At 63.0% G+C, this 16305-nt stretch carries 15 protein-coding genes; 8 read left to right on the forward strand and 7 right to left on the reverse strand.

Annotated features, from left to right (window positions below; translation table 11 throughout):
• Nucleotides 1-47 precede the first annotated feature (47 nt).
• Both D8W71_RS26885 and D8W71_RS26890 read left to right on the forward strand, forming a co-directional pair.
• Nucleotides 48-857 (forward strand): SDR family oxidoreductase, encoded by an 810-nt coding sequence (locus D8W71_RS26885; protein ID WP_121118209.1) that lies wholly within the window; start codon nucleotides 48-50, stop codon nucleotides 855-857.
• Nucleotides 854-1522 (forward strand): acetoacetate decarboxylase family protein, encoded by a 669-nt coding sequence (locus D8W71_RS26890; protein WP_121118211.1) that lies wholly within the window; start codon nucleotides 854-856, stop codon nucleotides 1520-1522. Before D8W71_RS26885 ends, D8W71_RS26890 begins: the two co-directional genes overlap by 4 nt.
• Here the strand turns inward: D8W71_RS26890 and D8W71_RS26895 are convergent.
• The 5 genes from D8W71_RS26895 to hsaA form a co-directional block, all read right to left on the reverse strand.
• Complete coding sequence (locus D8W71_RS26895) at nucleotides 1517-2056, reverse strand: GNAT family N-acetyltransferase (RefSeq protein WP_121118213.1); 540 nt, start codon at nucleotides 2054-2056, stop codon at nucleotides 1517-1519. The two genes, D8W71_RS26890 and D8W71_RS26895, sit on opposite strands and share 6 nt — an antisense overlap.
• 133 nt (nucleotides 2057-2189) lie before the next feature.
• On the reverse strand, nucleotides 2190-2732 hold the full coding sequence (hsaB, locus tag D8W71_RS26900; protein WP_121118215.1) for a 3-hydroxy-9,10-secoandrosta-1,3,5(10)-triene-9,17-dione monooxygenase reductase subunit: 543 nt from the start codon (nucleotides 2730-2732) through the stop codon (nucleotides 2190-2192).
• A complete protein-coding gene (hsaC, locus tag D8W71_RS26905; protein WP_121118217.1) occupies nucleotides 2732-3631 on the reverse strand; it encodes an iron-dependent extradiol dioxygenase HsaC in 900 nt (299 codons plus the stop codon). The genes hsaB and hsaC overlap by 1 nt, the downstream gene beginning before the upstream one ends.
• Nucleotides 3632-3635: 4 nt before the next feature.
• Entirely contained in the window at nucleotides 3636-4511 is an 876-nt protein-coding gene (hsaD, locus tag D8W71_RS26910) for a 4,5:9,10-diseco-3-hydroxy-5,9,17-trioxoandrosta-1(10),2-diene-4-oate hydrolase (RefSeq protein ID WP_121118219.1), read from the reverse strand.
• Nucleotides 4508-5656, reverse strand: a complete 1149-nt coding sequence (gene hsaA / locus D8W71_RS26915; protein WP_121119976.1) for a 3-hydroxy-9,10-secoandrosta-1,3,5(10)-triene-9,17-dione monooxygenase oxygenase subunit — start codon at nucleotides 5654-5656, stop codon at nucleotides 4508-4510. Before hsaA ends, hsaD begins: the two co-directional genes overlap by 4 nt.
• Before the next feature lie 167 nt (nucleotides 5657-5823).
• Here hsaA and D8W71_RS26920 point away from each other — a divergent pair, with 167 nt between their 5' ends.
• Both D8W71_RS26920 and D8W71_RS26925 read left to right on the forward strand, forming a co-directional pair.
• Nucleotides 5824-6966 carry a Rieske 2Fe-2S domain-containing protein gene (locus D8W71_RS26920; protein WP_121118220.1) on the forward strand — a complete coding sequence of 381 codons (1143 nt, stop codon included), beginning with the start codon at nucleotides 5824-5826 and terminating at the stop codon, nucleotides 6964-6966.
• The gene (locus tag D8W71_RS26925; protein WP_121118222.1) at nucleotides 6963-7283 is read left to right on the forward strand and encodes a hypothetical protein; all 321 of its coding nucleotides are present in this window, start codon (nucleotides 6963-6965) and stop codon (nucleotides 7281-7283) included. Before D8W71_RS26920 ends, D8W71_RS26925 begins: the two co-directional genes overlap by 4 nt.
• Here the strand turns inward: D8W71_RS26925 and D8W71_RS26930 are convergent.
• Nucleotides 7280-8974, reverse strand: a complete 1695-nt coding sequence (locus tag D8W71_RS26930; protein ID WP_121118224.1) for an FAD-binding protein — start codon at nucleotides 8972-8974, stop codon at nucleotides 7280-7282. The genes D8W71_RS26925 and D8W71_RS26930 overlap by 4 nt on opposite strands.
• Before the next feature lie 37 nt (nucleotides 8975-9011).
• On the opposite strand from D8W71_RS26930, the gene kstD reads away from it, so the two are divergent.
• The 4 genes from kstD (at nucleotide 9012) to D8W71_RS26950 (ending at nucleotide 15649) form a co-directional block, all read left to right on the forward strand.
• Nucleotides 9012-10676: a 3-oxosteroid 1-dehydrogenase gene (gene kstD / locus D8W71_RS26935; RefSeq protein ID WP_121118226.1), complete on the forward strand. Its 1665-nt coding sequence runs from the start codon at nucleotides 9012-9014 to the stop codon at nucleotides 10674-10676.
• The gene (locus D8W71_RS26940; RefSeq protein WP_121118228.1) at nucleotides 10673-11533 is read left to right on the forward strand and encodes a MaoC/PaaZ C-terminal domain-containing protein; all 861 of its coding nucleotides are present in this window, start codon (nucleotides 10673-10675) and stop codon (nucleotides 11531-11533) included. Before kstD ends, D8W71_RS26940 begins: the two co-directional genes overlap by 4 nt.
• Before the next feature lie 46 nt (nucleotides 11534-11579).
• The gene (locus D8W71_RS26945; protein ID WP_121118230.1) at nucleotides 11580-13301 is read left to right on the forward strand and encodes a cholesterol oxidase substrate-binding domain-containing protein; all 1722 of its coding nucleotides are present in this window, start codon (nucleotides 11580-11582) and stop codon (nucleotides 13299-13301) included.
• Nucleotides 13302-13411: 110 nt separating this feature from the next.
• Entirely contained in the window at nucleotides 13412-15649 is a 2238-nt protein-coding gene (locus tag D8W71_RS26950; protein ID WP_121119978.1) for a putative bifunctional diguanylate cyclase/phosphodiesterase, read from the forward strand.
• 44 nt (nucleotides 15650-15693) lie between these two features.
• Here D8W71_RS26950 and D8W71_RS26955 read toward each other — a convergent pair whose 3' ends face one another.
• Nucleotides 15694-16191 carry a DUF427 domain-containing protein gene (locus D8W71_RS26955; protein WP_121118232.1) on the reverse strand — a complete coding sequence of 166 codons (498 nt, stop codon included), beginning with the start codon at nucleotides 16189-16191 and terminating at the stop codon, nucleotides 15694-15696.
• Nucleotides 16192-16305 lie beyond the last annotated feature (114 nt).

Here is a 16305-nt window from a genome sequence, read left to right on the forward strand (position 1 = left end):
AGAACGTGTTCTTATTATGGAACGGAGACCCCGCCAGAGAGGCAGCAATGACCGAATTCGAGGGAAAGTCCATCCTGGTAACCGGCGGTGGCAGCGGGATCGGCCTCGGCATCGCCACGGCCCTCGCGGACGCGGGCGCGACAGTCACCATCGTCGGGAGAACCGAGAGCACGCTCGCACGGGCCGCCGAAGCCAAGGATCTGCGAACATTCGCAGCCGACGTCACGAGTGAGGACGCGGTCGTCGATGCCGTTGCGTTCGCAGTCGAGGCCACCGGCAGATTGGACGGTGTCGTCGCATGCGCGGGCGGCAACGAGACGATCGCACCGGTGACGCAGATCGACGTGGCAGCATGGCGTCGAACCGTCGAGCTCAATGTCACCGGAACGATGTTGACGCTCAAGCATTCTGCTCGCGAACTCGTGCGCGGAGGCGGTGGTTCGTTCGTGGCGATCTCGTCCATCGCGAGCAGCAATACCCACCGTTGGTTCGGCGCCTATGGCGTGTCCAAGTCCGGCGTCGATCATCTCGTTCAGCTCGCAGCCGACGAACTGGGCGCAAGCAACGTGCGTGTCAACGGTATTCGTCCGGGGCTCACACGGACCGAGCTCGTCGCGCTGATCACCGACGGCGGGCCGATCCTCGACGATTATCTCGAATGTACGCCGCTGGGTCGCGTCGGGGAGGTGGACGACATCGCCGCACTCGCTCTGTTCCTCCTCGGCCCGACGTCCACCTGGATCACCGGCCAGGTGATCAACGTCGACGGAGGCCAAAGCCTCAGACGCGGACCCGATTACACTTCGATGCTCGAGCAGGTATACGGAGCCGACGGGCTCCGAGGCGTTGTGTCATGACTGCGCACAACGTGCTCGGCACGCGCATCGAGACACCCGTGCAGGTTCGAAGCGCGCAGGCTGCAATGGGCATGTTCTCCGTCGATGCCGAACGGGCGCAACTTTCGATCGACTACTCGGGTCTGCGTATCCAGAAATGGCGACCGGGACGGGGATTGTGCGCCCTGATCTTCGTGCGGTACGAAGACGGAGATCTCGGTCCGTACAACGAGTTCGGTGTCGTGTTCCCGATCGTGGGTGGTGTGCTGATCCATCGACTGCCGGTGGACGGGGAGTTCACGCTGGCCGCGGGCAGACAAATCTGGGGATTTCCCAAAGAGCTGGCCGACTTCGATGTCTCCTACGGTTCGACGTTCGGCGGCCGGCTGAGCCAAGCCGGCACCGAGGTCCTGCGGCTCGAACTTCGTTCCGGCCTCCCCGCACCCGGACGGTTGTTCTCGCGGCCGCTCGACGCGTACTCCTGCCTCGACGGCGTGACTCGCAAAACCAGTTGGACCATGAACCCGGGGACCGCCCGAGCGAGGCCTGGTGGGGCGCAGCTGACGCTCGGAGACCACCCGATTGCCGACGAGTTGCGCAAACTCGACCTTCCCCGACATGCACTGATGACGACCCATATGCCCTCGCTGAGAATGGAATTCGGCGACGCCGACGTCATCTCATGAACTAGGACGGTCGAGCCTCTGGACATAGTGCAACGGCGGGTCGATCGGGTTGTCTGCTTCCAGTTGCGCCTCGCCGACGCGTCGGAAACCCGCCTTCTCCAACGCCCGCCACGACTGCCGGTTGCCTGCCACAACCGGGACGACAATCGCGTTCGACGACGGATACGCGCGCCACGTGTCCACGGCCAGTGCCTCGATCAAGCGCGGCCCGCGGCCTCGGTGGATTTCGGATACTTCACCTATGAGGTAGTCGATCGTGGTGGCCTCGTCGGGCATGTCGATGTACTCGGCGATCGCCGCGAGGTCGTCCGGGTAGTCGGCCCACCTGCATCGCTGCACGAGCGCGAACGGCACCTCGTCCTCGAACGCCAACAGGTCCTCGGCGGGTTCCTCACCCCGCGCGACGGGACCGAAGTCGCGTGCAACCGCCTCGGCGCTGAACTCCTGATGCCACCACCGCGCCACGTGCGGATGCGACAGCCATTCCGCGATCAACCGAAAGTCCGCCTCGACAACGCGCCGGAAAGTGATCATTCCGGTCAGGTTACGCGGCTTCGCCGCCCGTGCGCGCGTAGTTACGGCGGGCGGTAACTACGCACTCACGAGCAGGTCAGGGGGTGGTGAGTGCGTAATGACGGCGGGCGGTAACTACGCACGCACGGGCGCACTACAACCACGTATCCGACGCCGCCGTGGTGAGGAAGGCTTCCAGATCGTCGCGCCACGGTGCGGGCACGGTCTTGTCCGGCTCGATGCCGGTGTACTGACCGCGGTAGAAGAGCAGCGGGCGTTCACCGCCGATGTCACCGAGCGTCTGCACGCGCCCAATGACGACGAAGTGGTCTCCGCCGTCGTGGACGGTTTCGACGGTGCAGTCGATGTGCGCGAGCGCGCCCGCGAGAATCGGCGAACCCAATTCCGATGCAGTCCAGTCCACTCCGGCGAACTTGTCCGGCTCACGGGAGCCGAATCGGGCGCACGTGTCCTGCTGATCCTCACCGAGCACGTTGACTGCGAATCTGCCCGACGCTTCGATCGCCGCCCAGGACCGTGAACCCTTCGTCGGGCAGAACAGCACGAGCGGAGGGTCGAGCGAGAGCGCAGCGAACGATTGGCAAGCGAACCCGATGGGCGCACCGTCGTGGACCGTGGTGATGATCGTGATCCCGGTACAGAACTGCCCCATCACAGCTCTGAACTGAGAACTCATTATTTCATTCCCACCGAAAAGTCGTGGCCCCACAGACTCACTGCCGTGCTCTCGCGTGCGACCCAGTCCTCGTCCTCGACTTGCCTTCCTTCGCAGCCGAATTCGATGTCGAATCCACCGGGAGTCTTCATGTAGAAGGACAGCATCAGATCGTTGACGTGGCGGCCGAGCGTTGCCGACATCGGTACTTTCTTGCGCAACGCGCGGTCCAATGCCAGTCCGACGTCGTCGGAGTTCTCGACCTCGATCATCAGGTGCACGATTCCGCTGGGCGTCGGCATCGGGAGGAACGCCAGGCTGTGATGCCGCGGATTGCACCCGAAGAAGCGCAGCCAGGCCGGCGGCCCGTCGGCGGGTCGGCCCATCATCTGAGGGGGAAGTCGCATCGAATCACGCAGACGGAAACCGAGAACGTCGCGGTAGAAACGCAGCGAAACATCGTCGTCGTCGGTGGAAAGCACCACGTGTCCGAGGCCCTGCTCGCCGGTCACGAACTTGTGGCCGTAGGGACTGACGATGCGTCGGTGTTCCAGTGCGGCACCGTGGAACGCTTCGAGGGTGTTGCCCGACGGATCCTCGAAGACGATCAGCTCGTCGACGCGGCGGTCCTGAAGCTGCTCTGCGGTCCCTTCCTTGTACGGAACCCCCGCTGCGTCCAACGCCGATCGAATCGACTGTAGTTCCGCGGCATTTGCGGTTTCCCAACCGGATACCAGCAGACGATCCTTGTCCCCCGGGACGATGACGAGGCGGGCCGGGAAGTCGTCCATCCTCAGGTACAGGGCACCGGGTACGACGCCTTTGCCCTCGACCATCCCGAGAATCTTCAGGCCGTACGTGCGCCAGGCATCCATGTCGGTTGCCTCGATGCGCATGTACGCGAGCGAACGAATTCCCATTGGTTCAGTTCCCCTCGGTCAAGAATGCCGTTGTAAGGCGGTTGAATTCGTCGGCCATCTCGACCTGTGCCCAATGTCCGCACCGACCGAAAACATGAAGCTGGGCTCGGGGGATGGTTTTCAACGCCACGAGAGCACCGTCGATCGGGTTGACGCGATCCTCGCGGCCCCAGATGAGCAGCACGCGCTGGCGAAGCTTGTACGCCTCGCGCCACAGCATTCCCTTCTCGTAATCCGCTCCGCCGAAGGACTTTCCCATTGCCTTCATCGCGGCGAGAGACTCCGGCGTCGACGCCTGCTCGTAACGCTGATCCAACAGTTCCGGTGTGATCAAGGACTGGTCGTAGACCATCACCTCGAGGAACGCCTTCAGCTTCTCCTTCGACGGCCCAGGAGGCGCGGAGAAGCTACCGAGGTTCTTGACTCCCTCGGTGGGGTCCGGTGCGAACAGATTGATGCTCAACCCTCCGGGACCCATGAGCACCAATCTGCCTGCACGCTTCGGATAGTCCAGTGCGAACCTGACCGCGGTGCCTCCGCCGAGCGAATTACCCAGCAGGTGAACACGATCGATGCCGAGGTGGTCGAGAAGATCGTTCAGCGCCGAGCTGCTGTGCACGAAGTATTGCGGATGCTCGGTCGGCTTGTCCGATCTACCGAATCCTGGTTGGTCGACGCACAACACGTGAAACTTCTCGGCGAGAACCGGGATGTTCGCGGCGAAGTTGGACCAACCGGACGCCCCTGGACCTCCGCCATGGAGCAGAACGATCGTGGTGTCGTTGCCGACTCCCGCTTCGTGATAGTGCAGTGTCAGATCTTCGCGAACTCGGGCGAACTTCGACGTCGACTCGTACGTCAACTCTGCAACGGCGGTCATACCATCGTGTCCTTCAACGGGAGACCGAACTCGCCTCCACCGAACATCTGATACGCGCGCTCCGGATCGTTGGCTGCGTGCACTCGTCCGGCGTGCGCATCACGCCAGAACCGTTGCAGTGGAGCACCGTTCTCGAGTGCCGACGCGCCCGCGCTCTCGAAGAGCAGGTCGATGGACGCAACCGCCCTACCCGTCGCACGGACTTGATCTCGTCGCGCACGCAGTCTGAGTTCGATAGGAACTTCCTCACCGGCCTTCAGCACGGCATACTCGTCGGCGACGTTTCCCGAGAGCTGACGCCACGCCGCATCGATGTCGCTGCTCGCCTCGGCGATACGTACTTTCGCGAACGGATCGTCCTTGCCGGTCTCGCCGACGAACGCCTTGCGCACGCGCTTTCCCTGGTGTTCGACATGAGCTGCGTACGCGCCCTCTGCCATCCCCACGATCGGCGCCGAGATCGTGGTCGGATGAATTGTGCCCCAGGGCATTTTGTAGACGGGTGCGGTATTGACCTGCAGCCCTTCGGCAGTGTGGTCGTTCATCTTCTTGAAGCTCAGCACGTGGTGTGTGGGAATGAACTTGTCCTCCACCACGACGGTGTTGCTGCCGGTTCCGCGGAGGCCGACCACGTTCCAGACGTCGTCGATGCGGTAGTCCTCACGCGGGACGAGAAAAGTCACGAAGTCCACCGGACGCCCATCCTTGATGACCGGGCCGCCGAGCATCGCCCAGGACGCGTGATCACACCCCGAGGACCACTGCCATGCACCCGAGAGTCGGTAGCCGCCGTCGACGACGGTTCCGGCTCCCATCGGAGCGTACGACGAGGAGATCCGGACGTCGGTGTCCTGGCCCCACACGTCCTCCTGCGCCTGCTGCGGGAACAGCGCGAGGTGCCAGTTGTGCACTCCGATGATCGAACTGACCCACCCCGTCGATCCGCAGGCACTCGCGATCTTCTTGACCGCCGAATAGAACAACACCGGGTCTTCCTCGTAGCCGCCCCATTGCGCGGGCTGCAACAGCCTGAAGAACCCCGTTTCCTGCAGCGATTTCACCGTCTCGTCGGGAAGGCGTCGCAGATCTTCGGTTTCCTGGGCGCGTTCGCGCAGCGTGGGCAGCACGGCGTCGAGCCTCTCCATCACCTCGTGAGTCACTTTTGCCTACTCCTGCCATCGATGGGTACTGAAGCCAAGACTAGAACACGTTACCGTGACTGTCGAGAACTTGTTCCACAGCTTTCACTAGCGCGTTCAGGCCAAATTCTATAACGTGTTCTAGTACGCAAGATCGGACTGAAGGGGCACCCATGGCGAAGATCCGTGAGATAGACGTCGGCGAGACCCCGACGCGGTATGCGCGTGGTTGGCACTGCCTCGGGCTCACGAAGACGTTCACCGACGGAGCTCCACACGCGGTACAGGCGTTCGGAACCAAACTCGTCGTGTTCGCTGATACGTCGGGCAAGATCGTCGTCCTCGACGGCTACTGCCGGCATATGGGCGGCGATCTCACCCAGGGAACCGTCAAGGGCGACGAGATCGCCTGCCCCTTCCACGACTGGCGATGGGGCGCGAGCGGCAAATGCACCGAGATTCCCTACGCGAGGCGCGTGCCGCCGCTGGCCCGGACCCGAACGTGGACGACGCTCGAGCAGAACGGGCAGTTGTTCGTGTGGAACGACGCCGAGGGCAACCCGCCACCCGAGGACGTGACGATTCCGCGCATCGAAGGCGCCTACAGCGACGATTGGACCGACTGGACCTGGAATTCGATGGTCATCGAGGGCGCCAACTGCCGCGAGATCATCGACAACGTCGTGGACATGGCGCACTTCTTCTACATTCACTACGCGTTCCCGACGTACTTCAAGAACGTCTTCGAGGGCCACATCGCGTCGCAATTTCTGAACACCAAGGGACGTCCCGACATCGGGATGGCATCGCAATACGGCGGTGACACCCTGCTCCGGTCGGAGGCGTCGTACTTCGGTCCTTCGTACATGATCAACCCGCTGATCAACATCTACGGCGGATACGAGGTCGAAAGCGTTCTCATCAACTGCCATTACCCGATCGATCAGAACTCGTTCGTCCTTCAGTGGGGCATCACGGTCAAGAAGCCCAAAGGCATCGACGACAAGACCGCGACCAAGCTCGCCGAGAAGTTCACCGAGGGCATCAGTGTCGGATTTCTGCAGGACGTGGAGATCTGGAAGAACAAGACCAAGATCGACAACCCGCTGCTCTGCGAGGAGGACGGGCCGGTCTATCAACTGCGGCGCTGGTACGACCAGTTCTACGTCGACGTCGCCGACGTCGACGAGAAGATGACCGACCGATTCGAATTCGAGGTCGACACCACCAAGGCGAACGAGGCCTGGCAACACGAGGTCGACGAGAACCTCGCCAAACAGGCCGCCGAAAAAGAGGCCGAGAAAGCCGACGCATGAGCCTGCACTGGGCCAAGGCGCCGAATTTCGCGAACGACCCCGCGCGGGTTGAGGAGATACACGCACAGACAGTCAGGGACAAGGAAAATTACCTCGACTCCCAGCTTGCTCCTGTCGAGTGCCGTGCCTGCGGAACAGGCGTTCTGGTGCGCAAGAACAGTGTCAAGCAAACGTCGGTGCAGTGGACAACGAGGCCGTCCGAGACCTGCCCGCTCTTCCGCGAGGCAGGTAACTCGGCCACTCAGGATTCGTGTCCGCGGATGCAGGAATCCATCGATCACGCGGTGATGGAAGGATTCCTGTCGGTCCCCGACTAGTTGTGCGGATGACGTTCCTCTGACGCCGCGTGCACGCCTGCGCGACGCCCGGAGAAGATGCAATCCGCAAGCGACAGGCCGCTGACGTACGAGTTCGAGCACAGACCGACCGCCGTCCGCCCAGCGGCGAACAGGCCCGGAATCACCGTTCCCGATACGTCTTTCACTCCTCCGGTGCTCTCGTCGACGACGAGTCCGCCGAGGGTGATCATCGGGCACGGATTCATCATTTTCGCGACCGCGCCTGCCGGCGGTATTCCGACGTCGAACAGGGTGAACGGCGCCGAGACGATGGGTCTACGAAAGTCGTCGTGTTTCCCGAACGGGTCACGTGCACCCGCAGCGATGGCTGCGTTGTGCTTCTCGACGGTGGCCAGTAGCCCGGCCGGATCGATTCCAGCCGCACGCGCCGCAGCTTCGACGGTGTCTCCCTTCTTCGCGGTGCGCATCATTCCCGCGTTCTGAACACGCTGGAACCACATCGACTGCGACGGAAGCTGCTCACGTGCGTCTCGAACCAGGTCGGCGTCGGCTACCAACCATCCGCGCCCGCCGCCCTGCTCCACAATCGCGTGACCGACCGCGGCGCCGTATCGCGACTCGTCGACCATCCGCTCTCCCTCGCGATCGACCAGTAGCGAACCGAGGAACGGAACCGGCGGGACGATGAATCGCCATGCCGAGATGTTGCCGAGTTTGTCGGTGGCCGCGCCGATTTCGGTGGCCAACGCAATACCGCTACCGTCGTCGCCTGCGGTCCCGAGTGCGATCCCGCCTGTGTACTTCGGCGCGTGAGCCGCCATCATCGCTCGGTCCGCGACGAATCCCCCTGCGCTGAGGACGACGCCGCGCCGCGCCTGAATTCGCAGCACCGTCGAGTATTTCTTCTCGATTCGTGCGAGTCGGCGTTCGAGCAGATACCTGAACTGGGGTGCGTAGACCCCAGGTTTGGCCGAGAGCGAGCCGAGCATTCTGTGCAACAGCCGGATTCGCGGGGGCGCGTCGATCAGAGATCGGCATTCGACTCCCACCACACGACCGTCGGTGACGACGAGGGCAACCGCACGCGTCTGACCCACGACGCGCACACCCGATTTCACTGCGGACGACGCGAGGGGCGAGAACAGCATCTTTCCCGACGTGCCCTTGCCCTTCGCCCGGTGACCACGAGGTGCGGGCGTCGCTACGTCCCGAAAGTCTCCTGCGGCCTCACTACCCGAGTAATAGAGGTAGTGCTTGTTGCTGGGATACGAAGTCTTGTACGGACACAGCGACGGCTCGAACGGAACATCGTGATGTTGGAGCCACTCGATCATCTGTGGACTGCCCTCGCAGAACTCGCGCAGTGTGGCCGGAGCGACGGCGTCGCCCACTTCCGCGGCCAGGTAGGCATACATCTGCTCGACGCTGTCGCGAACGCCTGCGGCCGTCTGCACCGACGTACCGCCGCCTGCGTAGACGACCCCGCCGGAGATCGCGCTGGCTCCCCCGCCTGCGTATCGGTCGAGTGCAATCACCTCCGCGCCCCTCGATGCGGCCTCGATGGACGCTGCGGCTCCGGCCGCGCCGAACCCGACCACAACGACGTCGGAGTGTAGATCCCATTTCACGCGGCGAACCTCCGAACTACTCAGTGGAACGTGTTTCGGTTGCAGAAGTGCAATTGACTGATCTTCGCTGCCAGAAAGCATGGACTAGCAGCATCCTCATTCTATAACGTGTTCTAGTATGAGCAAGCAGGAATACGACATCGTCGTCATCGGAAGCGGTGCCGGTGGGATGACGGCAGCACTCACCGCGGCGCACCGAGGATCCAGCGTCGTGGTCCTCGAGAAGGCCTCACACTTCGGCGGTTCGACTGCCCGATCGGGCGGCGGAGTGTGGATCCCGAACAACGAGGCCTTGCAAGCGGATGGCGTCGACGACACTCCCGAGGCCGCGCGCGACTATCTCCACGCGATCATCGGCGACGTCGTGTCCAAGGAACGCATCGACACCTACCTCGAACGTGGGCCGGAGATGCTGAGCTTCGTGCTGGCGCACTCCCCACTGAAAATGCAATGGGTGCCGGGCTACTCGGACTACTACCCGGAGGCACCTGGTGGACGCGTCGGTGGCCGGTCCGTCGAACCGACGCCGTTCGACGCGTCGTGCCTGGGAGTCGAAGTGCACAATCTCGAGCCGGACTACGGCAAGGCCCCCCTGAACGTCGTGCTGACTCAGGCGGACTACAAAACGATCAACCTCCTGAGGCGTCATCCGAGCGGTATTGCTCGAGTGCTCAGAGTCGGGATGCGATGGATGGCAGCGAAAGTCACCCGTAAGCACCTGCTCGGCCGAGGTCAGGCCCTGGCGGCAGCGCTTCGGGCTGGACTCCTGGACGCAGGGGTGCCGGTGCTACTCGACACGGCGATGGCAGATCTCGTCGTCGTCGACGGCCGCGTGACCGGAGTGAAGACGTCCGACGGCACCGTCTTCCACGCGAAGTCCGGCGTGATCATCGCGTCCGGTGGCTTCGAGCACAACGCGGAGATGCGCGCGCACTACCAGCGCGCGCCGATCGGCACCGAGTGGACCGTCGGTGCAAAAGCGAACACCGGTGACGGTATTCGCGCAGGTCAGGAGTTGGGCGCGGCGGTCGATCTGATGGACGACGCGTGGTGGGGACCGTCGATTCCGCTCACCGGAGGTCCGTGGTTCTGCATCGCCGAACGCACTCTGCCCGGCGGCATCATGGTGAACGCATCGGGGATGAGATTTCTGAACGAAGCTGCACCGTACGTGGAGGCTGTGCACAAGATGTACGGCGGCGAGTACGGCGTGGGTGACGGCCCGGGCGAGAACATCCCGACCTGGATGATCATCGATCAGCGCTATCGCGATCGATACATCTTCGCCGGACTACAACCGAAGAAGCCCTTCCCATCGAGATGGCTGAAGGCAGGGGTGGTGACCAAGGCGGACACGATTGCCGAACTGGCCGAACGGACAGGTATTCCGCCCGCACAGCTCACCGCAACGGTGCAGCGCTTCAACGGTTTCGCACGCACCGGCGTCGACGAGGATTACGGCCGCGGCAACAGTGGCTACGACAAGTACTACGGTGACCCGACGAACAAGCCGAATCCGAGTCTCGGCATTCTCGACAAACCTCCGTTCTATGCGGTGAAAATGGTGCCGGGCGACCTCGGAACCAAGGGAGGTCTGCTCACCGACGCCGACGGCAGGGTCCTGCGGGAGGACGGATCGGTCGTCGACGGTCTGTACGCCGTCGGCAATGCGAGCGCACCGGTGATGGGTCACACCTACGCCGGACCTGGCGCCACCATCGGGCCCGCGATGACGTTCGGTTATCTCGCCGTGCTGGACATCATCGGCAGGTCTTCGAGGTGAGCATCGATCCCCGGCTCGCGCTCGGAGCCGAGATGCCCGCACAACGATTCACCTGGACTGCGGGCGACGTTCAGACGTATCACCTCGCTCTCGGCGCCGGTTCCAATCCACTCGACATCCACGAACTTCGCTACCTCGACGATGCGAAGCCTCAGGTACTTCCGACGTTCGGAGTGGTCGCGGCGACGTTTCGCGCAACCGAGGCTCCCCGCGTGAGATTCCCGGGTATCGACATCGACCTCGCCAAGGTCGTGCATGGAAGCCAGGAGATCGAGGTGACTGCGCCGATCCCGGCGTCGGGAGAGGCCGAGACGCTCACCCGCATCACCGAGATATGGGACAAGGGCACCGCGGCCGTGATCGTGCAGGAGGCGGTGACGAGTGCACCGGATGGAACACAACTCTGGCGGACGAGGTCGTCGATCTTCGCCAAGGGCGAAGGCGGATTCGGCGGCGAGCGCGGACCCAAGAACCAGATCACACTGCCCGAACGTCCGGCCGACGCCGAAACACGAATCGAGACTCTGCCCCAGCAAGCGTTGATGTATCGAATGTGCGGAGATCGCAACCCGCTGCATTCCGATCCCGAATTCGCCCGTGCTGCAGGGTTTCCGAAGCCAATTCTGCATGGCCTGTGCACGTATTCGATGGTGGCCAAAGCGGTCACCGATACCGTCCTCGGCGGTGACGCCGACTCGCTCCGCAGCATCGGTGGGCGATTCGCCGGAGTGGTCTATCCCGGTGACATTCTGGTGTGCCGGATCTGGCACGAGAACGACCGCTACCTCGTCGGCGTGAGTACAGCCGATCGCGACGAAGCACCTGTCCTTGCCGACGTCGTCGCCACCACCTTCTAGACCACATTTCGTTCTAGACCACACTGTCAGAACACGGAGATTGAAAATGCCAGAGATCGATCGTCGACAGTTCATCGCCGCTGGCGCAGGCGCTCTCGCTGCGGCGACCGTGCTCCGAGCCGTACCTGCAGGTGCAGCTCCGTTCGGAAGCGCGGACACGACCATTCCGGCACCGCCCAACTTTCCACCCGGTATTCCGCTCTATCAGCAGCGCTATCAGAACTGGTCGAAGGAGATCGTTCTCGACGCCATCTGGACCTGCTCGCCCGTCACGCCGGAGGATGTTGTGCGACTGGCGAACTGGTCGCACCAGAACGACTACCGCATTCGTCCGCGCGGCGCGATGCACGGCTGGACACCCTTGACCATCGTCAACGGTGAAAGTGTGGCACGAACCGTTCTGGTGGACACCATGGTTCATCTGAACGGGGTCTCCGTCGACGCCGGGAATTCGACGGTGTGGGCCGGGGCAGGCGCGAGCCTGGAAGCGATACTGCAACAACTGGAGGACCACGGACTCGGTTGGGTCAGCGTGCCAGCACCTGGGGTCCTCTCGATCGCAGGCGCTCTTGCGGTCGACGCCCACGGCGCGGCTGTACCCGCCGTCGGCGAAGTACCCGTCGCGGGAACAACATACGGGTCCTTGAGTAACCTCGTAACCTCACTGACTGCGGTGGTGTGGAACGGGTCCGAGTACGCACTCCGCACGTTCGACCGATCGGAGCCGGAGATCACGCCGCTTCTGACCCACCTCGGGCGCACGTTCCTGACGTCGGTGACGCTGCAGGCGGGGGTCAATCCGCGTATGCGATGCGAGAGTTTCACCGATATCGGATGGCGGGAGCTGTTCGCGCCGCCTGGTGCCCCGGGGAGAACGTTCGAGAGTTACCTCGATCGGACCGGCCGAGTCGAGGCCATCTGGTACCCGTTCACCGAGAAGCCGTGGCTCAAGGTGTGGTCCGTATGCCCGCAGAAACCACCGACCGCACGGGAGGTGTACGGGCCTTACAACTACGCGTTCTCGGACAACCTGCCAGAGATCGCGTCCGACCTCATCGGACAGTTGACCGCTGGGAACACCTTCATCGCACCTGCGTTCGGCCAAGTGTTCTACGGTACGACGGTTGCCGGGCTGGCAGTCACCGCCTCGAACGATCTGTGGGGCTGGGCCAAGGATCTGCAGTTCTACATCAAGCCCAGCACTCTGCTCTTGACCGAGGGCGGCGGAGCAGTCGTCACCTCGAGGGCCAATGTCGCCCAGGTGATCCACGACTTCACCGAATGGTTCTCCGCCAGGGTGTCGTACTACCAGTCTGTCGGGCAGTTCCCCATCAACGGTCCCGTCGAAATACGATGCTGCGGTATGGACGATTCCGCAGACGTACTCGTCGAATCGGCCGGTCCCCCCACCATCTCCGCGATGCGCCCGCGGCCGGATCATCCCGAATGGGACACCGCGGTGTGGCTCAACGTTCTCGGCGTCCCCGGCACTCCTGGAATGTTCGCGTTCTACCGCGAAATGGAACAGTGGATGCGCGGCCACTACTCCGGCGCTTCGGCGACTTTCCGCCCAGAATGGTCCAAGGGCTGGGCGTTCAGCACCGAACTGCCCTACAAGGACGCGGGCGTGATCGAGACGACGCTGCCGAACACCTACCGCGAGGGCGTCGCCGCCGACGAGAACTGGGATACCGCCCGCGCGGTCTACAACTCGCTCGATCCCCACCGCATCTACAGCAACACTCTGATCGACCAGCTGCTCCCCTGAAGCCCAATCCATCCGGATCGCACGTTCGAATACCAACACGTCACATAGTGTGGGAAGCCCAGGACCGGGCGATCCCGCGGCGTCGCGATGCGGGGGGAAGGAAGCACCCGGTGAAGTGGTGGCTGTTTCCGATCTTCGGGCTTCTTGCGTGCGCCGGATTCTGCGTCGCTCCCGCCGGCGTCGTGGCCGAGTCGATGTTCGTCGCGATCGGGGCTATCTCGCTGGTGGCGGTGATCGCCGGGATCTGTTTCCACCGCCCAGCAGCACTGCGCGGCTGGGTTTTCATTGCCGCCGGGTCTGCACTGTGGGTCGCAGGCGACGCGGCATTCCTCGTCATCGCGCGTGCGCAGGGTGCCGTCCCGATCGTCTCCTTCGCAGACGCCATCTATCTGGTTGGATACCCGATATTCGCTGTGGGGCTCTATCTCCTGGTCCATCAGGGCTGGCGGCGCGGCGATCGCGCTCACGTCATCAACAGTGCAATCGTCATGATCGCGTTCAGCCTGGTCCTGTGGGTGTTCGTCATCTACCCGAAGTACGGCGAGCTCTCCAAGGCCGGCGGTATCACCAGCGTCACCTATTGCATGATGGATGTCTTCATGCTCGGTTTCCTCATACATTTTCTCGGCGCGACACAGTGGCAGAGCATGACGTTTCGGTTCCTGACTGCAGCCGTCGTCCTACTGCTCGTATCCGACATAGCCTCCAACTTCGTGTCCGTCGGGGGGGTCGCGGACAGACTGGTCGACGTCGGCTACCTCGCCTACTACGTTCTCGTCGGGACCGCCGCCGTTCATCCCTCGATGGGGTACCTGACGGCGCCGATACCGCACAATCCCGAGACCACCATCGCCGCGTCGTTCAACTTTCCGACCGTCCTCGTCGTCACCGTGGCCGCCCTGACACCTCCCGCCGTCATGGCCGTGCTTCTGGTACGCGGCGAACCTGCGACGACATGGGGATGGGCCGTGACAGTGTCCGCGACAACCCTCGTCTGCCTGGTCCTGGTCCGAGTGAGCGAATTACTCCGGTTGCTGCAACGACAGACCCTCACACTGCGCGGTGTCGCTGAAACCGACCTCCTGACCGGCCTGGTGAACCGTCGGGGGTTGGAGAGGTGGGCAGCAAGTACGAGAAGTCTCACGTTCCTCCTGCTCGACATCGATCGCTTCAAAGAAGTCAACGACACCTTCGGTCACCGCGTCGGTGACGACGTCCTCCGTGCCGTGGCGGATCGATTGGTGCGCACGGTCGGTACCCGGGGCGTAGTGGGCCGGATCAGCGCCGACGTGTTCGTCGTGGCGATCGACGCCGAGTTGTCGGTCGCACTGGAGCTCGCAGATGACGTACACGATGCGCTACGCGCGCCGGTCGCCGTCCGGCGCGCAACACTGCTCGTAGAGGTCAGCATCGGCATCGCCCGATCCGGAACCGACGCCGGCAAGGAGGATCCCGAACAACTCGGGCAACGGGCATACCTGGCAATGGAATCGGCCAAGACCGTCCAGCCGCGCACCGCGGTGTACGACAGCACCATGGAACGCGACGACAGTGACCGCCTTGTCATGCTCAGCGAGCTGACCACCGCCATTGTTGAACACCAGCTCGAGGTCTACTACCAGCTTCAAGTCGAACTGTCGTCCATGCGCGCGGTGAGCGTGGAGGCATTGCTGCGGTGGAACCATCCCACGCTCGGACTGATCGGACCCGACGCGTTCCTACCGATCGCCGAGCGGACCGGACTGATTCGTCCTCTTCTCGACTTCGTTCTCGACGAGGTGACAGCGCACCGTCTCGCGTGGCGTCGAGACGGTCTCGATCTGGAGGTGTCGGTCAACATCTCCACCAGAAACCTCTTGGACACCACGCTCGTGAACCAGATACGCCGGGCACTCGACAACGGCATGCGTCCGGACGCGCTCACGCTCGAGATCACCGAGACGTCGTCAATGACCGATCCCCCGGTCGCGATCGCCACTCTGGCCGAACTGCGCAAACTTGGAGTAACGCTTGCAATCGACGACTACGGAACCGGTTACAGCTCGCTGGCCTATCTCCAGAACCTGCCGGTCCAACACCTCAAGATCGACAAGAGTTTCGTGACGGACATGACGAAAGCACCGGCACACCGGGTCATCGTCTCGTCGACGATCGACTTGGCCCGGACCCTCGGGCTCACCATCACTGCCGAGGGAGTGGAAGACCTCGCGACGCTGCTCGAATTGCGATCTCTGCGCTGCGATTTCGCTCAGGGTTACTACATAGGACGGCCGGCCCCAGCAGCCGACGTTGCGGCGTCGATCGCAAAATTCGACGCCGAAGTGAAGGAATACGCGAAGACCCTCTGAGCCTGCAGGCACGTCAGGGCTGCGACCTCACCAACCCCAGGACCTCACCAACCCCAGCTGCCGGGTATCCCCTTGAACGGGCCGACGACATCACTGGTAATCCAGCCTTCGTAGAAACCGCCCTCCTGCGGCGTGACGCGCTCTCCGTCCACTTCGCACTCGAGACGACTCGGCGAGAACGCGAGATGCCCTGTGATGGAAAGAAAGTCACTGGTTGGAGTCTCGTAGCTCCATGCAGCCCCTTCGCTGACTCGGTCGTCGCCGTGCACGTCCCAGTAGGTTGCGGCGCCTTTCCACTCGCAGTGCGTCGACCGCACGCCGGACGCTGTCAACGCACCCGGTGCAACGTCGTCACGCGGTACGTACCAGGTCGGCGGATGGCTCGTCTCGAGTACACGCCATGCATCTCTGGTCTCCGCTACGAGAACTCCTTGGAACCTGACCGTGATCAACCGATTCGACTGTTCGAGAAGCGGAGGCCTCGGGTAGTCCCACACCGATTCCTGCCCCGGTCCTGGAACCTGTGGTGTCACCTTGCTCATCTTCTCGATAGTGCCACAACCCGAAGGCCACAGCGGTTCTGGAAGCAGCGGGTCTGGAGGCAGCGGTTCTGGAAGCAGCCGGTCTGGAGGCAGCGGTTTTGGAGACAGCGGTCT

The sequence above is a fragment of the Rhodococcus sp. P1Y genome, assembly GCF_003641205.1.
Lineage (GTDB): Bacteria > Actinomycetota > Actinomycetes > Mycobacteriales > Mycobacteriaceae > Rhodococcoides.